This is a genomic window from Formosa sp. S-31 (assembly GCF_051172795.1).
Taxonomy (GTDB): domain Bacteria; phylum Bacteroidota; class Bacteroidia; order Flavobacteriales; family Flavobacteriaceae; genus Formosa.
Genome location: NZ_JAENDK010000009.1, coordinates 228,053 through 246,813 on the forward strand (window position 1 = coordinate 228,053; position 18,761 = coordinate 246,813).

At 36.4% G+C, this 18,761-nt stretch carries 19 protein-coding genes and 1 pseudogene; 10 read left to right on the forward strand and 10 right to left on the reverse strand.

Going from position 1 to position 18,761, the window contains the following annotated elements:
* Positions 1-4 precede the first annotated feature (4 nt).
* The 10 genes from I3217_RS14740 to I3217_RS14785 form a co-directional block, all read right to left on the reverse strand.
* The gene (locus tag I3217_RS14740; protein WP_435050541.1) at positions 5-1,408 is read right to left on the reverse strand and encodes an MFS transporter; all 1,404 of its coding nucleotides are present in this window, start codon (positions 1,406-1,408) and stop codon (positions 5-7) included.
* Positions 1,409-1,587: 179 nt separating this feature from the next.
* Positions 1,588-2,241, reverse strand: a complete 654-nt coding sequence (locus tag I3217_RS14745) for a response regulator (RefSeq protein ID WP_435050542.1) — start codon at positions 2,239-2,241, stop codon at positions 1,588-1,590.
* Between the two features lie 60 nt (positions 2,242-2,301).
* Positions 2,302-4,113: a type IV pili methyl-accepting chemotaxis transducer N-terminal domain-containing protein gene (locus I3217_RS14750; protein ID WP_435050543.1), complete on the reverse strand. Its 1,812-nt coding sequence runs from the start codon at positions 4,111-4,113 to the stop codon at positions 2,302-2,304.
* Positions 4,114-4,120: 7 nt separating this feature from the next.
* Positions 4,121-4,702, reverse strand: coding sequence for a DUF4202 domain-containing protein (locus I3217_RS14755; RefSeq protein ID WP_435050544.1), 582 nt, complete (start codon positions 4,700-4,702; stop codon positions 4,121-4,123).
* Between the two features lie 32 nt (positions 4,703-4,734).
* Positions 4,735-5,115: a nitrite reductase small subunit NirD gene (gene nirD, locus I3217_RS14760; RefSeq protein WP_435050545.1), complete on the reverse strand. Its 381-nt coding sequence runs from the start codon at positions 5,113-5,115 to the stop codon at positions 4,735-4,737.
* 26 nt (positions 5,116-5,141) lie between these two features.
* A complete protein-coding gene (gene nirB / locus I3217_RS14765) occupies positions 5,142-7,655 on the reverse strand; it encodes a nitrite reductase large subunit NirB (protein ID WP_435050546.1) in 2,514 nt (837 codons plus the stop codon).
* Between the two features lie 449 nt (positions 7,656-8,104).
* Positions 8,105-8,512: a rhodanese-like domain-containing protein gene (locus tag I3217_RS14770; protein ID WP_435050547.1), complete on the reverse strand. Its 408-nt coding sequence runs from the start codon at positions 8,510-8,512 to the stop codon at positions 8,105-8,107.
* A 13-nt stretch (positions 8,513-8,525) separates the two neighbouring features.
* Positions 8,526-8,840, reverse strand: a complete 315-nt coding sequence (locus I3217_RS14775; RefSeq protein ID WP_435050548.1) for a rhodanese-like domain-containing protein — start codon at positions 8,838-8,840, stop codon at positions 8,526-8,528.
* A 106-nt stretch (positions 8,841-8,946) separates the two neighbouring features.
* Positions 8,947-9,558 (reverse strand): thioredoxin family protein, encoded by a 612-nt coding sequence (locus tag I3217_RS14780; protein ID WP_435050549.1) that lies wholly within the window; start codon positions 9,556-9,558, stop codon positions 8,947-8,949.
* A 5-nt stretch (positions 9,559-9,563) separates the two neighbouring features.
* Positions 9,564-10,103: a TlpA family protein disulfide reductase gene (locus I3217_RS14785; protein ID WP_435050550.1), complete on the reverse strand. Its 540-nt coding sequence runs from the start codon at positions 10,101-10,103 to the stop codon at positions 9,564-9,566.
* 114 nt (positions 10,104-10,217) lie between these two features.
* Between I3217_RS14785 and I3217_RS14790 the strand changes: the two genes are divergently transcribed.
* From I3217_RS14790 to trpA, 10 genes and pseudogenes are all read left to right on the forward strand, one after another.
* Complete coding sequence (locus tag I3217_RS14790; protein ID WP_435050551.1) at positions 10,218-10,673, forward strand: MarR family winged helix-turn-helix transcriptional regulator; 456 nt, start codon at positions 10,218-10,220, stop codon at positions 10,671-10,673.
* 54 nt (positions 10,674-10,727) lie between these two features.
* Positions 10,728-11,360 carry an NAD(P)H-dependent oxidoreductase gene (locus I3217_RS14795; RefSeq protein ID WP_435050552.1) on the forward strand — a complete coding sequence of 211 codons (633 nt, stop codon included), beginning with the start codon at positions 10,728-10,730 and terminating at the stop codon, positions 11,358-11,360.
* 38 nt (positions 11,361-11,398) lie between these two features.
* Positions 11,399-11,965 (forward strand): YceI family protein, encoded by a 567-nt coding sequence (locus I3217_RS14800; RefSeq protein WP_435050553.1) that lies wholly within the window; start codon positions 11,399-11,401, stop codon positions 11,963-11,965.
* Positions 11,966-12,265: 300 nt separating this feature from the next.
* The gene (locus I3217_RS14805; protein WP_435050554.1) at positions 12,266-13,669 is read left to right on the forward strand and encodes an anthranilate synthase component I family protein; all 1,404 of its coding nucleotides are present in this window, start codon (positions 12,266-12,268) and stop codon (positions 13,667-13,669) included.
* Positions 13,670-13,693: 24 nt separating this feature from the next.
* Positions 13,694-14,260 carry an anthranilate synthase component II gene (locus I3217_RS14810; protein ID WP_435050555.1) on the forward strand — a complete coding sequence of 189 codons (567 nt, stop codon included), beginning with the start codon at positions 13,694-13,696 and terminating at the stop codon, positions 14,258-14,260.
* Between the two features lie 2 nt (positions 14,261-14,262).
* The gene (gene trpD / locus I3217_RS14815) at positions 14,263-15,255 is read left to right on the forward strand and encodes an anthranilate phosphoribosyltransferase (protein ID WP_435050556.1); all 993 of its coding nucleotides are present in this window, start codon (positions 14,263-14,265) and stop codon (positions 15,253-15,255) included.
* A gap of 4 nt (positions 15,256-15,259) precedes the next feature.
* Positions 15,260-16,045 (forward strand): indole-3-glycerol phosphate synthase TrpC, encoded by a 786-nt coding sequence (gene trpC / locus I3217_RS14820; RefSeq protein ID WP_435050557.1) that lies wholly within the window; start codon positions 15,260-15,262, stop codon positions 16,043-16,045.
* A gap of 22 nt (positions 16,046-16,067) precedes the next feature.
* Positions 16,068-16,640 (forward strand): annotated as a pseudogene (locus tag I3217_RS14825) (phosphoribosylanthranilate isomerase); the annotation flags it as partial.
* Between the two features lie 48 nt (positions 16,641-16,688).
* A complete protein-coding gene (gene trpB / locus I3217_RS14830; RefSeq protein WP_435050585.1) occupies positions 16,689-17,870 on the forward strand; it encodes a tryptophan synthase subunit beta in 1,182 nt (393 codons plus the stop codon).
* A 9-nt stretch (positions 17,871-17,879) separates the two neighbouring features.
* Complete coding sequence (gene trpA, locus I3217_RS14835; protein WP_435050558.1) at positions 17,880-18,644, forward strand: tryptophan synthase subunit alpha; 765 nt, start codon at positions 17,880-17,882, stop codon at positions 18,642-18,644.
* The last annotated feature ends 117 nt before the right edge of the window (positions 18,645-18,761 follow it).

Genomic DNA, 18,761 nt, shown 5'->3' on the forward strand with positions numbered 1-18,761 from the left:
TGTTTTAAACAGATTGTGTAGCAAATTCCGCTTCAAATTCAGACGCTTCCTCTTCTACGTTCACAGTTTTAAACTTTATGGCTAAGGTTAGCAGAGAGGCCACTATCACCATAAACCCAATAATTAAATAACCACTTGAAACGGCTTCTGAAGCCGCAGCTGCCTGAGCTGATTTTACTGCCTCAGCCCCCAAGCCTTCACTGGCGATAATTGCTGATTTTTCAGCAACTGCCGATTTAGATTTTAGCAATAATGCGGCAAGAAATGCACCCACATTACCACCAGCACCTACAATTCCTGAAATAGAACCTATCGCCTTTTTGTTTACAAAAGGAACCACAGAAAACGTTGCTCCTTCTGCCATTTGTACAGACAAACTAAACAATACCAGAAATACAATACCCAGAACCAGGCCATTAACAGATGAAAATACAGACAAGATTATACCTTCGGCAGCCAGGATTACAGAAAGAAAAAGCACTCGTCCTCTTAATCCTTTAAGACTCCCGAATTTATCTCCAAAAAAGCCACCTAAAGTACGTGCAAAAATATTCATTAAAGCAAAGGACAACACGATATTTCCTGCCGAAACACGTTCCAGTTGAAAAGTATTCTGCAAATAATCATCCATAGTACCGTATACCGTAAGCTCAATACCAAAACATGCGGCATACACAAAAAATAAAATCCAGACACGATAATCTTTTATAGCTTCCAAAAAGCCAACCTCATCTTTTTTAGTCTTTGGTAATTTACCTTCGGCCTTTAAAGCCTTAAAATTACCATCTAAAGTATCCTGAGTGAAATTGTAATACACCAGTCCCATTAAAAAACATACTACCCCGGCAATAATCATAGCGTATCTCCAGGCTTCAGCTTCAGCAACTCCGAAACCCACAACTGCAGCAGCAATTAAAGGCATTCCTAAGCGGTTGGCTCCTCCTCCTAAATTTCCCCAACCCGCCGAAGTAGCATTAGCAGTTCCCACGATATTAGGTGCAAACATTATAGACGTATGATATTGCGTAATCACAAAAGAAGCGCCGATAAACCCGATAAAGAAGCGACACACTAAAAACTGAAATGGAGTTTGTACCAGCCCAAGTAGCACCACAGGTATTGCTCCTATTACCAGCAACCAGCTATAACATAATCGCGGACCATATTTATCGCATAACTTACCTATAAGCAATCTGGCAAAGACAGTACCTGAAACAGCAAGAATTATTGAATTCCATTTTTGAGAAGGTGTTAAACCCAGATCTTTAACAACATCGGGCATAAATGGTACAATACCAAACCAGGAAAAGAAACAAAGAAAAAAAGCAATAGACGTAATCCAAAATGTACGTATGGGTAAGCTTTTAAAGTTTAAAAGATCTAATTTTGTGGCTTTTGCAGTTTTCATAATAGTCAGTATTATACGTTAACGACATAAAATTAAGTATTAATACTTAATTAATACTTAAAAATTTACGTATAATTTCAACTATTACGTACTTAACAAAAAATCAAAATTATTTTAATAAAAATTCAAAAAATCAGATTAAAAACTACGTTTTAACTAACTTAAATTCAGCGAAAAACTTAAATAAGATTATATTTTGAAGCTATTTTAGTTAATTCCATCAAGTTCTTAACCTCCATTTTTTTCATTAGATTAAATCGATGTACTTCTGCGGTACGTTTACTTACATTTAAATCTTCTGCAATTTCCTTATTACTTTTTCCGTCTAAGACCAAAGCCAGAATCTGCTTTTCTCTTTTGGTTAACTTAAATTGTTCTGCCAAAGTATCCTGAACAACGGGAGGCTCTGTCCCTCTGGCTTTAAGGTTATTTACTATAATTGAAGACACATCTCCAGAGAAATATTTCCCCCCTGAAGCCACCATATTCAAGGCTTTCATGAACTCTTCTTTACTCGACCCTTTTAGCAGATAGCCATCTGCCCCGGCATTTATAGCGTTTAAAACATACTCTTCGGAATCGTGCATAGACAACACAAGAGTCTTAACCTTGTGATTTTGTTCTTTTAACGCTGCAACCACCTCTATTCCATTCATTTCCGGCATACGAATATCAACAATAAGAATATCAGGGTCAGATACCTTTAAAATCTGGAGTGCTTCCTTTCCGTTTGAAGCTTCATTTATAACGTGAACCCCTTCCTGATCTTCCAAAAGCGACTTGATACCGTCACGAACTAAAACATGATCGTCGGCTAAAACAACATTTATCATACTATATTACCTATTTTTATATAAGTACAAATTAATTAAAATTTAAGTAAAATCACGTAATTAAATTGGGATATTAAGTGTAATTCTGGTTCCTGTTTCTGGTGATGAACTTAAAAACAGGCGTCCGTTTATATAATTAATACGTTCTTTCATAAAAGTCATTCCCATACCTCCGTCCCCGGTTCTTACATTTTTAGGTTGGTTTACATCAAAGCCTTTTCCGTCATCGTCTATAACCACGCTTAAAATATGTTCGCTATGAGAAATCGTAATTAATATATATGTAGAATCTGCATATTTAATAGCATTATTTATGGCTTCCTGCGTAATGCGATAAATATTTATTTCTACGAGATTATCTAAACGCTTATTAAAATTACTGGTATTATGAAGTACTATTTTTTTCCCGGTTAATTTAGAAAGCTCCTGAGTAAGCTTAGTTAATGCCGGCACAATACCATAATCGCTCAACTCTGGCGGTGTTAAATTAAAAGTAGCAGCCCGCACCCCCTGAATTATACTAGCGGCCAAACCTTTGAGGTCTTCTACTTTTTTGCTCGCCTTTTCAATATTATCCAGATTAATACTCTCCAGATTATACTTTAATCCCGTAAGCATCTGGCCTATGCCGTCATGTATATCCTTAGCTATTCTGTTTTGTTCTTTCTCCTGGTTTTCAATAATCTTACTCGAAATTATTTTCTGCTGATTCATTCGCTCTTCATAACTTTCGCGAGTAAGTGTTTCCACTTCCAGTTGGGCCTGTTTCTTATCTGTAATATCTGAAGCTATAATTATAAGTTCGAATTGTTCCTGTTTTAATTGCACCGGAACCATATACATTTCCAGCCAAAGCATATTTCCTGCTTTCGTTTCCGCCTTAATTTCACCTTGCCATCCTGATTTGTGATACGCCTTTAATAAATGTTCTAGATATTCCTGCTGTTTTTTGTCCTGACTTAAGATTTCTGAAAACGTCTGCCCATTCGAAGAGTTGGAAAAATTGAACAAGCGGGAAAATTTACTTCCGATGTGTAAAATATGTCCTTCAGAAGTCACTCGGGCAAATAATAAAGTCTTGTCCATTGCCTGACTCAAAACCCGTAATTCTTTAACCGATTTTTCATTTTCTTCCCGTAGACGATCAGCTTCATGAGCGGTATTAATGGCCTTTTGCTCAGACACCATTAATTTATTTATTATTTGCATGACCATACGGGCAGTTGGCTTAAATATGAAGAAAAACTCTGCCAGTAATAAAATCAAAGTAAATACCGTTAAGGCAAGTTCCCAGTGCTGTAGTAATTTTACTTTCTGATTGGTTTCAAAATCGTATTGATTTACAATATCATCCATTTTAATCAGAAACTGCTGTTCGTTGGCAATCACCTTATTCATATAAGGCAATAATTTCTCTTTTGATACTTCCGGATTAGAATCCAACACCCCAATCAACGACTTTGCTGCTTCCGAAATAACCGTATAGGGCTGCTCCAGATCTGAAAATTTAAGTAGTACAGCCGAACTGTTACGTCCGGATAAGTTGAGACTGGCATCGCCCTCTAATAAAGCTTTATGACTTGTTTGCCAAAGTTGTAAAGTAGATTTTAAAGTATCCTTAAGAGCTTTCCGCTCCGATACGATACTCGTATTAGTCAGTAACAAAACTTCTTTACTCAATTTCTGACTCAACATACGTTGCCGCCCGGCTACGTTTATAACGGTAGAGTCGTCCTGCTGATCCTTTAAGAAGTTACGGATAATAAACTGACTAACAATAATGGAAAATGCAATAGCACTTAAAGCAATAATATATAAACGGCGTAGCCTGTTAAATGTACTGCTATCTAAAGAACTACTGTTGCCATTCATGCAAAAATTAAGCTAAAGCTTGTTTTATAAGATTTAAACTCTTGTCTGAATATGATAATTCAAGTGCTTTTTTATGTCCGGTTTCAGACATTTTATTCCAGGTTTTTTTAACTATATCAATCAACTTTTCATCACTGTGTTTTGAAGCGAAATCTTCAAAATAATACTGAAGAAAAACCAGACACACTACATCCTCCAAAGTCTGAGAATCGGCGTCCTTTTTAAACGATTTTTTACTGATTAAAAACTGAACACGTGCTATAAATTCTTCGTCGTACCCCACTTGTTTCAGAATATCGCCCGCTAAACCAACGTGCATTTTTTTAAGCTCATTTCTCCAACTCATATAGCCAGGTTTATCCATTGGATAATCTTTTCTCGGGATTTCCCATCGGCAAATATGCTGAGCTCTGGCTGCAATTTGAAGAGCCTCTGAGGCATCGGATTTGAAATTTAACAAACAATCTGTCATTCGACGAGAATACACTAACTCCTTCGGATAAGATACTCCATCTATAATTTCCTGATTTTGATCTTTCGAGTTTTTTTCATCGATTAATGCTATAGCCTGTTCAAATTTTGTACTCACGCTGATTTAATTAGGTTAAGATATACTCAAATCTATTCAGAAAATCCGATATACACAAAGTTGTCCTCTACTTTTACCGGATAAATAGTAATTGCATTCAAATCGCCATTTAGATTTTCACCTGTTTCCAGAGAAAATGTTTTTTTATGTAACGGGCATGCTACTTTCGGAGTCCCTTTTTCATCGCCAATCATCCCTCTGGACAAAACCATTTCCAGTTTGTGCGGGCAAACATTCTGGCAGGCATACCAGGCATTACGTCTTTTAAAATAATAGACTGCTATTTGCTTATCCTTATACTTTACGCAAACACCGCCGTTAGCAGGAAACTTACTCACTTCAGCTGCCCGAAACCAGACATTAACAGCTGTAGAGGTACTTACACTGGCATATCGCTCTAATATTGTATTCATGACTTTGTATTTTTAGATGTTAAAAATTAAACCGTCCATGGTTCAGGCATTTTTTGATCGCGCATAGGTACAAATACCAGATTATCATCGGAATCATCGGAATTGATAAAATGTTTAAAACGCATTTTCTTTTCTTCACTTTCAATAACCTGTTTCCATTCGCATTCGTAAGCATTTACAAGACCTTGCATTTCGCGTTCTAGATCTTCTCCTATGCTTAAACTATCATCTATTACCACTTTTTTCAATTGTTCCAAACCGCCTTCAAGCTTCTCCAGCCAGGTTGCTGTACGCATTAAAGGCGCCGCTGTTTGGATATAATACATTAAAAACCGATCCAGATATTTTATAACAGTATTATTATCTATTTTTTCAGCCAGTAACACGGCGTGTTTAGGTGTTGCTCCTCCGTTCCCGCACACGTACAAATTCCAACCGCCTTCCACAGCTATGACACCGAAATCTTTACCTCTTGCCTCTGCACATTCTCTGATACAACCCGAAACTCCTCCTTTAATTTTATGAGGTGAACGCAGACCTTTATAGCGTTCTTCGAGTTCGATTGCGAAACTTACACTTTCATCCAGACCATAGCGACACCAGGTCGATCCTACACAGCTTTTTACGGTCCTTAATGATTTGCCGTACGCATGTCCGCTTTCAAAACCAGCATCTATTAATAATTTCCAGATGGCAGGTAAATCATTTAGTTCGGCTCCAAATAAATCGATACGCTGCCCACCGGTAATTTTAGTATATAAATCGTATTTCTTGGCTACTTCACCAAGTACTATAAGTTTATCTGGCGTAATTTCTCCTCCCGGAATTCGGGGCACTACAGAATAGGTACCATTGCGTTGAATATTAGCAAGAAACTTATCATTGGAATCCTGAATAACATCTTCTTTATTTGCGGTATCCATATAAAGGCTGGCAAAAATAGAAGCAACCAAAGGTTTACAGATTTCACAGCCATCGCCAGAACCACAAACTTCTAAAGCCTCATCGAAGGTTTTTAATTTTTTAACTTTTACAATGCCGTATAACTCCTGTCTGCTATAGGCAAAATGTTCACAAATTACATTTTTAACTGTTTTTCCCAGAGACTTTAAGGTTTCATTTACCAAATCGGTAACCATAGGCTTACAACCGCCACAACTCGTACTCGCTTTAGTACAGGATACTACTGCTGATAAACCTTCGCATCCTCCCTCGGATACAGCAGAACAAATTGTCCCTTTAGACACATTTTCACAAGAACAAATTTGAGCATTATCCGGTAAATCGAGCACGCTTCCAAAAGAAGAAGCCCCATCGCTGGCTGGTAAAATTAACTGAGACGGATCTTCCGGAATCGTCATTCCGTTTAAATATATTTGATGCAACATGTTATAATCGGAAGCATCACCTACTAGAATTCCACCTAACAGTGACTTTCCGTCTAAACTCACATTTATTCTTTTGTACAGGTGCTGGGTTTTATTTTCAAAAATTACAGAATGCCCCTTAGAAGCAGGCATAAACGGCTCTCCAAAACTAGCTACATCAACTCCTATTAATTTTAATTTAGTAGACATATCTATAGACTCAACCATCAATGCAGATTCTCCTAAAATCTGATTTACCGCAACCTCGGCCATATCATAGCCCGGAGCCACCAAACCATAAATCATGTCCTTATACAAAGCCACCTCGCCTATTGCAAAAATAGCCTCATCGGAAGTCTGCATCTTATTATTAACAACAATACCGCCACGAAATCCCATTTCTAAATTACAGGTTTTTCCCAGCTCGTCACGCGGCCGAATTCCAGCCGATATTATAAGCATCTCCACATCCAGCACATCATCCTCACCAAACTCCATACCCGTAATAGCACCATTCCCTAGAATCTGATTTGTTGCCTTACTTAAATGAATATTCAGCCCCATAGACTCTAGCTTTAATTTAAGTACCTGACTACTTCTTGTATCTAATTGTCTTGGCATTAATTTAGGCGCAAATTCTACTATATGAGGCTCTAAGCCCATATCTAAAACAGCCTTTCCTGCTTCCAGCCCTAATAGTCCACCTCCTAAAACTGCTGCTCTGGCCTTCGGATTCCTTGCTTTTAACTTAGCTGCATAATCCAGCATGGCTTCCAGATCTTCTATGGTACGATACACAAAAACACCGTCTTTCTCTACCCCTTTAATAGAAGGTACAAAAGCAGATGATCCTGTCGCCAAAACCAGATAATCATACGAATAATCAACATCTTTAGTCGTTGTAATTTTTTTACTTTCCCTATGAATATCGGTTACCCGTTCTCCAACAATTAAATCGATATTATTGTCCTTATACCATTCTGCAGGAGCCATTTCCAAAGCCTTCGCATCTTGATTTTCGAAGAACTCACTCAAATGTACACGATCGTAAGCTGGTCGGGGTTCTTCCCCAAACACTATTAGTTTATAAGCTTCTCCGACTAATTTAGCTACAAATTTTTCACAAAATTTATAACCAACCATTCCATTTCCAACGACGATAATTGTTTTCATATACGTAGTATATTTTCGATTACTTAATCAAAATTAAGTATTTATACTTAATTAAATATATTTTTACGTATAAAAATCTTACGCAATACGTATTTTTAACAATAATACATTTTGAAGCCTCTAATTTTATGAAAACTGAAAGATTTTGGATTATTTATGCGCCAAGTGTTATTTAATAACACTAAAATTCAAAGCCATAGACATCTAATTTACAGGCTAAGAGAAAGTCTTTTGAAGTAACACTAAACTATTTCCGGAATACCTGATTTTAAAATAAAGTATACATTAAAGCCATATAAATCGCCTGAATAAGGAAAATAGAAAGAGCCATTGAAATTTTGGCAGAAGGCTTAGTAAAGAATAAACTGGGACATTAAAAACTACATTAGTACTATTATAGTAAATAAAACAAAAAAGCCTGCCGAAAGCAGACTTTTTTGTTTTATTTATTAATTTACCAAATATTTAACGGGGTTTCCTTTATGTTTCCATTCCGAAATCCCGCCTTGCAGGTCGTAAACTTTTACAAAACCCGCTGCTCTCAGCTCTTTGGCACATTTGGAACTTTTTGTTCCACTGTGACAATACAAAACCACCGGGCGTTGTTTATCCAGATTTTTAATATCTTCTTTAAATGTTGGCGAATTAAAATCGATATTCTGTGAATTATGAATATAGCCGTGTTCTTCAATTTCCGACGGATGTCTGACATCCACAAGCTGCACATCGTCCATGGCTATTATCGATTGCATTTCAGTCACAGAAACCTGCTCTATAGTATTAGATGTATCGTCTTTACAGCTCACACCGCACAACAATACCAGAACAATTCCTAAATTTAGAACTAAGGGTTTCATATTTGATAAAATCTTATGGCTCAACAATATCTCCTGCCCAGTCCATAAAACCGCCTAAAAGGTTATAAGTGTTTTCAAATCCTAATTGATTCATAATAGCACAAGCCTTTGCACTACGCATTCCGGATCTGCAATACACATAATAGGTTTTAGACTTATCCAGAGCATCAACCTGTTTTACGAATTCTTCGCCTAAATAAATATCGATATGCTTCGCATTTGGAATATACCCCTGATCTACTTCATCATCGGTTCTTACATCCAAAATTACTGCATTATCATCGTTAGCCAGTTGGTCTGCCCACTCTTCCTGTGTTAAATCTGCCATGTTATTTTCGCATTTATTGCACAAATTTAGAATTTCTTTAAGAGATAAACGAAAAAAAATCCGAAATATGATATTTCGGATTTTAACATAAAATATTTTAGAAATACTAAGCCTTAATAGTACAGCCTATAGCTTTTGTTTCGGTTTCTTTTATTTCCTCACCAGATAACAAAGCATCTACAGCATTTTCTACATATTTTGTTTTTACTGCTGCAGGATCCTGATAATTATCGTCGATAGCTCCTATATATTTTACTACATTTCCTTTATTCGTTTTCTGAAGTACAAAAACATGCGGCGTTTTAGTTGCACCATACTGCGGATATATAGACTGATCGGCATCGATTACATACGGAAATGTAAAGCCTTTTTCTTTAGCTCTTACTTTCATCGCATCCAGATTATCAGCTGGTTTAATATCTGTATTATTTGGCATTATAGCAATTACAGGATACCCCTTAGAAGCGTACTTTTTATCTAAAGCTATAATTCTGTCTTCATAGGAAACAGCATACGGACAAGTATTACAGGTAAAAATAACAATATATCCTTTAGCATGTTTAAAATCCTTTAAGGATACCATTTTACCATCTACGTTTTTAAGATTAAAATCGGTTGCAATGTCGCCAACCTTATAGCCTCCTGAATTAATACCTGAGCTAAATGCAGACATAATTAATAGCATAATGACTGCAGAAAGTGTTTTTAGAGTTTTCATAATATTTAATTTATAAATTGTTTAATAGCGTGTTCTAATGCTTCATAAGTAAACGATTGCTCAAAAAATTCTCGCTTATCTTTGGTATATATTATAGTAGCCGGTATGGATCCAGACCAATCTGCATTAACCTTTGGTATCCAGGTATTGGCATCAGGATCGTTTAAAGCTATAACTTCCGATTGTATTTCATGCTCCCTTATAAACGGTTTAAGCTTAGTTTCGTATTGGTTTACAAAATCTAAACTTACCAACAGGACCTCTACATCTTTATCTCCATAAGTTGTTGGTAGCTCTTCAAAATAAGGTAATTCCTTTACACAGGGTCCACACCAGGTGGCCCAGAAATTCACAACATAAATTTTATCGCCTGTTTTATGTAATAGCGGCTCAAGTTCATTAAAATTATAAATAGTCAATTCCGGATTTACAATTTCTTGAGTTTCTCCCATCTCCTCCTTCGGGTGATTTAAAACAACGTTTTCTTTCGGAGCTTCTTTACAGGATACTACTGCCAATAAAACTAAAATTAATATATGCTTCATACTATAAATGTAACGAACCAAAAATGTCAATTTAAAAACTTTAACAAAAAAATATGAATTAAATGTATCGCGTATTCAAAAAATCCACTACATTTGTATATACAAATATTGTACATGAAACAATTGGAAGACATATTAAAATCTACAAAGCCTATTCCACTAAAACGGAAAACGGTTCTCAATATTAATTACTCCAGTATATGGACAAAAGATATTGTAAATTGTGTTTTAAAATCTTTCGATATTTCTAACGAACAATTTAATGTATTACGCATTTTAAGAGGTAAAAAAGGAAGTCCTGCCAACTTACAGGATATTCAGGATCGTATGATAAACAAAATGAGTAATACCACGCGATTGGTCGATAAACTTATAGCCAAAGGGTATGTAGAACGTTTTGTTTGCGAAAAGAACAGACGCAAAGTTGAAATTTTCATCACTCAGGATGGACTTAAACTGCTAAAAGAAATAGATCCTGTTCTGGAACAAACTGAAGCCGACATTACCGCTAACCTATCGGCCGAAGAAATGGAAACTTTAAATTTTTTATTGACAAAACTGAGATCGTAATTTTTTTAAAACTCAAACACTTGTATATACAATTAAAGTAAAGACAACAATACTATGAATACTTATATTAAACAACTTAACTGGAGATATGCTGTAAAGCAATTCGACAATACTAAAAAAATATCCGAAGAGGATTTAAACATTTTAAAAGAAGCTATTCAGTTGTCAGCATCTTCTTACGGTTTACAACCTTATAAAGTTATAATTGTGGAAGATAAAGCCACAAGAGAACAACTAAAAGCTGCTTCATGGAATCAATCTCAGATTACAGACGCCTCTCACATGATTGTTCTTGCAAATATGACTGATGCCGATGAATCGCTTGTAGACAACTATATTGATAATGTTAGCGAAACTCGAGGCATTGCCAAAGAAAATCTAACGGGATATTCAGACATGATGAAATCTAATGTTGTTGCACTTCCTACAGAAGTAAAAGACAACTGGACAGCAAAACAGGCCTACATCGCCTTAGGAAACTTATTATCAGCCGCTGCATTCTTAAAAATCGATGCCTGTCCTATGGAAGGTTTCGACAGTAAGGCGTACAATCAAATTTTAGGTTTAGAAAAAGAAAACTTAAACGCAGCTGTGGTAATTACTCTGGGATACCGAGCAGAAGAAGACCAGACACAACATTATAAAAAAGTAAGAAAACCTGAAAACGAATTGTTTTCAACTATATAATTAATTCAAATAAAAACAAAACCTAAATTAAATTTCAAATGAAAAATTCAATTAAAAGAGCAGCAGTTTTAGTATTAGCCTTAGCTTTTGCTTCATTCACAACTTTAAAAGACAAAAAAGTTGATGTTAAAGAAAGTACAATCACTTGGGTAGGTCACAAAGTAACTGGAGAACATAACGGTACTATCAGTTTAAAAGAAGGGGCGCTTTCTTTTAGTGGGAAAACCTTAGTCGGTGGTGACTTTACTATGGATATGACAAGCATTAATACAAAAGACCTTGAAGGAGAATGGAAAGATAAATTAGACGGGCATTTAAAAGCAGACGATTTCTTTGGTGTTGAAAAATATCCGACGGCTACTTTAAAATTCACGAAAGTTGAAGGTTCTGGAGCAGATTATACTGTAACTGGTGACTTAACTATTAAAGGAATTACTAAGCCTATTACATTTAAAATGCATGTAGCTGATGGAACTGCTACTGCAGCTTTAAAAATAGACAGAACTAAATACGATATTAAATACGGATCGGCTAGCTTCTTCGACAACTTACAAGACAAAGCCATTTACGATGAATTCGATTTAAACGTGTCTTTAAAATACTAAGAACTCCCTAATTCAATTCTTGATAGCAATGTGTGATTGCTTTAATTCCTGCAGTCTTAATAGTAAACTATTGAGCTGCAGGAATTTTTATTTTACTTTTTAAATATTTTTATTTGATAACTAAATATACATTGCTATATTTGATACAAATAAATAACAATTTTGAAAATAAATTTAAATATTACTTGGTGGTGGAACTCTCGAAACTCAAACTTCGTGAACTAGACCTATAGTATATTTTAAACATAATACAAACAAGGCTTGTCATTCACGACAAGCCTTTTTTATTGCAATTAAAAGATGAAAACATTCAAATTAACCACACATTACAAAAAAATCCTGGCCGACACGATAACCCCGGTAAGTGTTTATCTAAAAATTCGGGATAAGTTTCCTAACAGTATTTTATTAGAGAGTAGTGATTACCACGCCAATGATAACAGTTTTTCCTATATCTGTTTTAATCCCATAGCCTCGATTAAAGTACAACATGAGAATATAACCCAACGATTACCCAATGGTGAATCAATCACAAATATTATCGATCAAAACACGAATGTTACGGAAAGCATTCACGAATTCACTAAACGATTTAAAGTGGACTCGAACAGCGATTTTAAATTTATAAATAATGGTGTTTTTGGCTATATCGCATACGATGCGGTACGTTATTTTGAAGACCTTTCCATTTCAAAAAAAGACAAAGGTTTAGATATTCCCGACATTTATTATGCCGTATATCAAAACATTATTGCAATAAATCACTTTAAAAACGAAGCCTACATTTTTGCACATTGTTACGATGGCGAAAATAATATTGATGATATCCATCAACTCATTAAAGCCAATCAGTTTGCCAGTTATCAGTTTTCTGTGGAACAAGATATCAAATCTAATTTAACAGATGCAGAATACAAAAAGCATGTGGAACTGGCTAAGCAACATTGTGCACGGGGTGATGTATTCCAGTTAGTGTTATCTAAAAAATTCTCTCAGGAATTTAAAGGAGACGAGTTTAATGTATATCGTGCTTTACGTAGTATTAACCCCTCGCCTTACCTGTTTTATTTCGATTATGGAATCTTTAAAATTTTTGGCAGTTCTCCGGAAGCACAACTAGTAGTTAAAGACGGTCAGGCAGAAATTCATCCTATTGCAGGAACATTTAAGCGCACCGGAAACGATGAAAAAGATGCCGAACTGGCTAAACAATTGGCTTTAGACGACAAAGAAAATGCCGAACACGTTATGCTGGTCGATCTGGCAAGGAACGATTTAAGCCGTCATGGTAATGAGGTAACTGTAGATACCTACCGCGAGGTACAGTTTTTCTCTCATGTCATTCACCTGGTGAGCAAGGTTACCGGTAAAAAACACAAAAACACCTCAACCATGCAAGTCGTAGCCGATACTTTTCCGGCAGGCACTTTAAGCGGAGCTCCAAAACATATGGCCATGCGGCTTATAGAAAAATACGAAAAAACCAGTAGGGAATTTTACGGCGGTGCCATTGGTTTTATGGATTTTGATGGTAACTTTAATCATGCCATCATGATACGAACATTTTTAAGTAAAGACCATAAATTGCACTGGCAGGCCGGAGCAGGAATAGTTTCAAAATCTAAACCGGAAGACGAATTACAGGAAGTATACAACAAACTGGGCGCCCTAACCAAAGCTATCGAACTAGCAAATAGCATCTAAAAAACTTAAACGATACATCGCATTATGAAACATATATTAGTTATAGATAATTACGACAGTTTTACTTATAATCTGGTGCATTACCTCGAGGATCTAGGCTGTCAGGTTACCGTACGTCGCAATGATAAAATCAGTCTGGAAGAAGTCGCTGTTTTCGATAAAATTGTACTGTCTCCCGGCCCTGGAATTCCAGACGAAGCCGGTCTGTTAAAACCTATAATAAAAACCTATGCCCCTACCAAAAGCATTCTTGGGGTATGTTTAGGACAACAAGCTATAGCCGAAGTTTTTGGTGGTACTATTTCCAATTTAGATACGGTTTACCACGGGGTGGCCACTCAGGTTTCTTTAGCTGTAAACGATGAAACTTTATTTAAAGGGTTTGACACCTCTTTTCCTGTAGGTCGCTACCATTCCTGGGTGGTAGACACGAAACTTCCGGAAGTTTTGGAAGCCACTTCTTTTGATGAAAACGGACAGATAATGTCCTTACGCCATAAAATTTACAATGTTAGAGGTGTACAGTATCATCCCGAATCGGTTTTAACGCCTAATGGAAAACAAATGCTTAAAAACTGGTTAGACTCCTAATTATGAAACAAATACTTAACAGACTCATCAATCACGAGCATATTACTAAAAAAGAAGCGAAAGATGTTCTTGTAAACATTTCACTTGGTAAATACAACCAAAGCCAGATAGCTTCTTTTTTAACGGTCTATATGATGCGCAGCATTACCACCGACGAACTGGAAGGTTTCAGGGATGCCCTGTTGGACTTATGTCTGGCAGTGGATTTTTCGGAATATAATACCATTGATTTATGTGGTACAGGTGGAGACGGTAAAGATACGTTCAACATCTCAACACTGGCTTCATTCATTACGGCCGGAGCAGGTGTAAATGTTACCAAACATGGCAATTACGGAGTCTCTTCTGTTTCTGGTTCCAGTAATGTTTTAGAAACTCTGGGTGTAAAATTCACTAATGATTCCGGTTTTTTAGAACGCTGTCTGGAAAAAGCCGGCATTTGTGTTTTGCATGCTCCCCTATTCCATCCCGCCATGAAAAACGTAGCTCCTATAAGAAGAGAACTTGGTGTAAAAACGTTCTTTAATATGCTTGGTCCAATGGTAAATCCTGCCTTTCCTAAAAATCAGTTGGTGGGGGTATTTAGTCTGGAACTGGCAAGGTTATATGGATATTTATACCAGAATACAGATAAAAACTTCACGATTTTACACGCTTTGGATGGTTACGACGAAATTTCACTGACCTGTGATACCAAGGTGATTTCAAACCATGCGGAAACCATGTTGTCACCTGAAGATTTTGGAGTGTCCCGTATTTCTCAAGAGGCTATTTTTGGAGGAAATACCGTGCATGAAGCCGCAGATATTTTTGTTAATATTCTAAATGGAAAAGGAACGGAAGCACAAAATAATGTGGTCTGTACCAATGCCGCTATGGCCATAGCTACCGTGAATAAAATCTCGATTTCAGACAGTTTCGAAGCAGCCAAAGTTTCTTTAGAATCAGGTGAAGCCTTAAAACGATTCAAAATTTTAGTAGACTTAAGCGCATAGCATCATGAATATATTAGAAAAAATTGTAGCCGACAAACGACTTGAGGTTGCCTTAAGAAAAAGCCTGATTCCGGTAGAGCAACTAGAACATTCTGTACTATTTAACAGGCCCGTAAACTCATTGGTTTCAGCTTTGAAACAGAGTACAACAGGTATTATTGCAGAACATAAACGCAGATCACCATCAAAAGCCTTAATTAACCAGAGTTTAAATGTTTTCGATGTGGCTAAAGGTTACGAAAGTGCAGGTGTTTGCGGGATGTCCGTATTAACCGATGGCAAATATTTTGGAGGTAGTTTAGATGATTTATTAACCGCAAGAGCGTCTTGCAATCTGCCCTTGTTGCGCAAAGAATTCATCATAGATGAATATCAGATTATCGAAGCCAAAGCCTACGGTGCAGATGTTATTTTATTAATCGCTGCTATTTTGCCCCGTGAAGATATTAAACGCTTTTCCGAACTGGCTAAAAGTTTAAATTTAGAAGTGCTATTAGAAGTACATAATCAAGAAGAACTTCATAAGTCTGTTATGCCCAGCCTGGATATGCTTGGTGTAAATAACCGGAATTTAAAAACTTTCGAGGTGTCTTTGGAAACCAGCAAAAGCCTTAGTGAAATTATTCCAACCGATTTTGTAAAGGTCTCTGAAAGTGGCATCAGTAGTATCGAAGCCATAAAAACCTTGAAACCTTTTGGATACAAAGGCTTTTTAATTGGTGAAAATTTTATGAAAACCGATAACGCCGGAGCAAGTGCTGCACAGTTTATAAACGCTTTAAATTCGTAATATGAAACTGAAAGTATGCGGCATGAAATACCCTGACAATATTAAAGCGGTTGGCAGTTTAAAACCAGACTATCTCGGATTTATATTTTACGAGAATTCAGCACGGCTTTTCTCTACTGAAATTCCGGAATTGCCGGAAACCATTAAAAAAGTTGGTGTATTTGTAAATGCCGATCTGGAAACTGTAAAATCAACAATTTTAAAACACAATCTTCACGCAGTACAGCTGCACGGTGAAGAATCAGTTACTTTCTTTAAAACGTTAAAAAATCAATTACCAGATATAGATCTTATAAAAGTATTTTCTATACAAGATGATTTCAACTTTACTATTTTAAAACCCTTCGAACCCTTTTGCCACTATTTTCTATTCGACACTAAGGGGAAGCTTCCAGGAGGAAATGGTTATACTTTTAACTGGAATATTCTTAAGAATTACCCGTCTACAAAACCCTATTTTTTAAGTGGAGGCATTGGTCCGGATGAAATTAAAAAGTTAAATGATTTTTTTAATAGTCCGGCCTCAAAATACTGTTATGCCATAGATGTTAACAGTAAGTTTGAGACCAAACCCGGGTTTAAAAACCTAAATACTTTAGTTCATTTTAAAACAAAATTACACATTAACACTACAACACCAGCTATGAGTTACAATATAAACGATAAAGGGTATTACGGCGAATTTGGGGGAGCTTATATCCCAGAAATGCTGTACCCTAATGTAGAGGAATTACGCCAGAATTATTTAAAAATAATGTATGAGCCTTCTTTTCAGGAAGAATTTCAACAATTATTAAAAGACTATGTTGGAAGGCCATCTCCCCTTTATTATGCTAAGCGCTTAAGTGAAAAATACAATACAAAAATCTATTTAAAACGTGAAGATTTAAACCACACCGGTGCACATAAAATTAACAATACGATAGGTCAGATTTTAATGGCAAAACGTCTTGGTAAAAAACGAATTATTGCAGAAACTGGTGCCGGTCAACATGGTGTGGCCACCGCTACGGTTTGTGCACTTATGGGGCTGGAATGCATTGTATATATGGGTGAAATTGATATTGCCCGCCAAGCGCCAAATGTGGCTCGCATGAAAATGCTTGGAGCTACTGTTGTTCCGGCGCTTTCAGGAAGCAGAACTTTAAAAGATGCCACTAACGAAGCCATACGCGACTGGATTAATAACCCGGTTAACACCCATTACATTATAGGAAGCGTTGTTGGACCTCATCCCTACCCCGATATGGTAGCCCGTTTTCAGGCGGTTATTTCGCAGGAAATAGAAGGGCAATTACAGGAAAAAGAAGGACGTAAAAAACCAGACCACATCATTGCCTGTGTCGGTGGAGGCAGTAATGCTGCCGGGGCTTTCTATCAGTATTTAGACGAAACCGATGTGAATTTAATTGCTGTGGAAGCTGCAGGTTTAGGAGTGGATTCTGGAGAGAGTGCCGCAACCTCAGCACTTGGAAAAGAAGGTATTATTCATGGCAGTAAAACCTTGTTAATGCAGACAGAAGACGGACAAATTACGGAGCCCTATTCTATATCTGCAGGTCTGGATTACCCAGGAGTGGGACCAATGCATGCTAATTTATATACAACAGGCCGTGCAGAATTTATCTCAATTACAGACGATCAGGCCATGCAAGCCGGTATGGAACTTTGTAAACTGGAAGGTATTATTCCTGCTATTGAAAGTTCGCACGCTCTTGCTGTATTTAACACCCGAGAATTTAAACCAGAAGACATAGTGGTATTGAGTTTATCCGGACGTGGTGATAAAGATTTAAACACCTACATTAATTATTTTAAGTTATAGTTTGAAATCATGAATAGAATTAACAATACACTTCAAAACGAAAATACTTTACTGTCTATATATTTTACGGCTGGATATCCTGAATTAAGCAATACAGTTACTATCATAGAACAACTGGAACAAGCTGGTGTTGATTTGATTGAGATTGGCTTACCGTTTAGCGACCCTTTAGCCGATGGCCCAACCATACAAGCCAGCTCTACAAAAGCATTACAAAATGGCATGACTACAACCATATTATTCGAACAATTAAAAGATATCAGAAAAACCGTTTCCATTCCATTAATTATTATGGGCTATTTTAATCCTATGCTACAATATGGCGTTGAAGCATTTTGTAAAAAGTGTGCTGAAATTGGTATCGATGGATTAATTATTCCCGATTTACCCGTAGCTGAATACAACGCGCATTACAAGACAATATTTGATAAATATGGATTGATTAATGTCTTTTTAATTACACCTCAAACCTCCGACGAACGAATAAGATTTATTGATGATATTTCCAACGGGTTTATTTACATGGTTAGTAGTGCCAGCGTAACCGGAAGTCAGTCGGGATTCGGCGAAGAACAAACGGCATATTTTAAACGTATTTCCGAAATGCAACTTAAAAACCCGCAGATTATCGGTTTCGGAATTAATAACGATACTACATTTAATCAGGCTACAACCTATACCAAAGGCGCTATAATAGGTAGTGCTTTTATAAAACATTTAACGGAAAACGGGGTATTAAAAATTAAGGATTTTGTATCTAAAATAAGGGCATAAGAAAATATATATTCATTTGATATACTTAAAATTACGGTATCGATTTTCTATCAACATGAGCTTTTAATTTGTACATTTCAGTACTAAAACTCCGGACTCCTAAACCTAATTTGAGAT

Coding starts and splice junctions, on each gene's coding strand:
- I3217_RS14740 (WP_435050541.1), bottom strand. CDS start 1,408: ATGAAAACTGCAAAAGCCACAAAATTAGATCTTTTAAACTTTAAAAGC.
- I3217_RS14745 (WP_435050542.1), bottom strand. CDS start 2,241: ATGATAAATGTTGTTTTAGCCGACGATCATGTTTTAGTTCGTGACGGT.
- I3217_RS14750 (WP_435050543.1), bottom strand. CDS start 4,113: ATGAATGGCAACAGTAGTTCTTTAGATAGCAGTACATTTAACAGGCTA.
- nirD (WP_435050545.1), bottom strand. CDS start 5,115: ATGAATACAATATTAGAGCGATATGCCAGTGTAAGTACCTCTACAGCT.
- nirB (WP_435050546.1), bottom strand. CDS start 7,655: ATGAAAACAATTATCGTCGTTGGAAATGGAATGGTTGGTTATAAATTT.
- I3217_RS14770 (WP_435050547.1), bottom strand. CDS start 8,512: ATGAAACCCTTAGTTCTAAATTTAGGAATTGTTCTGGTATTGTTGTGC.
- I3217_RS14775 (WP_435050548.1), bottom strand. CDS start 8,840: ATGGCAGATTTAACACAGGAAGAGTGGGCAGACCAACTGGCTAACGAT.
- I3217_RS14780 (WP_435050549.1), bottom strand. CDS start 9,558: ATGAAAACTCTAAAAACACTTTCTGCAGTCATTATGCTATTAATTATG.
- I3217_RS14785 (WP_435050550.1), bottom strand. CDS start 10,103: ATGAAGCATATATTAATTTTAGTTTTATTGGCAGTAGTATCCTGTAAA.
- I3217_RS14790 (WP_435050551.1), top strand. CDS start 10,218: ATGAAACAATTGGAAGACATATTAAAATCTACAAAGCCTATTCCACTA.
- I3217_RS14795 (WP_435050552.1), top strand. CDS start 10,728: ATGAATACTTATATTAAACAACTTAACTGGAGATATGCTGTAAAGCAA.
- I3217_RS14800 (WP_435050553.1), top strand. CDS start 11,399: ATGAAAAATTCAATTAAAAGAGCAGCAGTTTTAGTATTAGCCTTAGCT.
- I3217_RS14805 (WP_435050554.1), top strand. CDS start 12,266: ATGAAAACATTCAAATTAACCACACATTACAAAAAAATCCTGGCCGAC.
- I3217_RS14810 (WP_435050555.1), top strand. CDS start 13,694: ATGAAACATATATTAGTTATAGATAATTACGACAGTTTTACTTATAAT.
- trpD (WP_435050556.1), top strand. CDS start 14,263: ATGAAACAAATACTTAACAGACTCATCAATCACGAGCATATTACTAAA.
- trpC (WP_435050557.1), top strand. CDS start 15,260: ATGAATATATTAGAAAAAATTGTAGCCGACAAACGACTTGAGGTTGCC.
- trpB (WP_435050585.1), top strand. CDS start 16,689: ATGAGTTACAATATAAACGATAAAGGGTATTACGGCGAATTTGGGGGA.
- trpA (WP_435050558.1), top strand. CDS start 17,880: ATGAATAGAATTAACAATACACTTCAAAACGAAAATACTTTACTGTCT.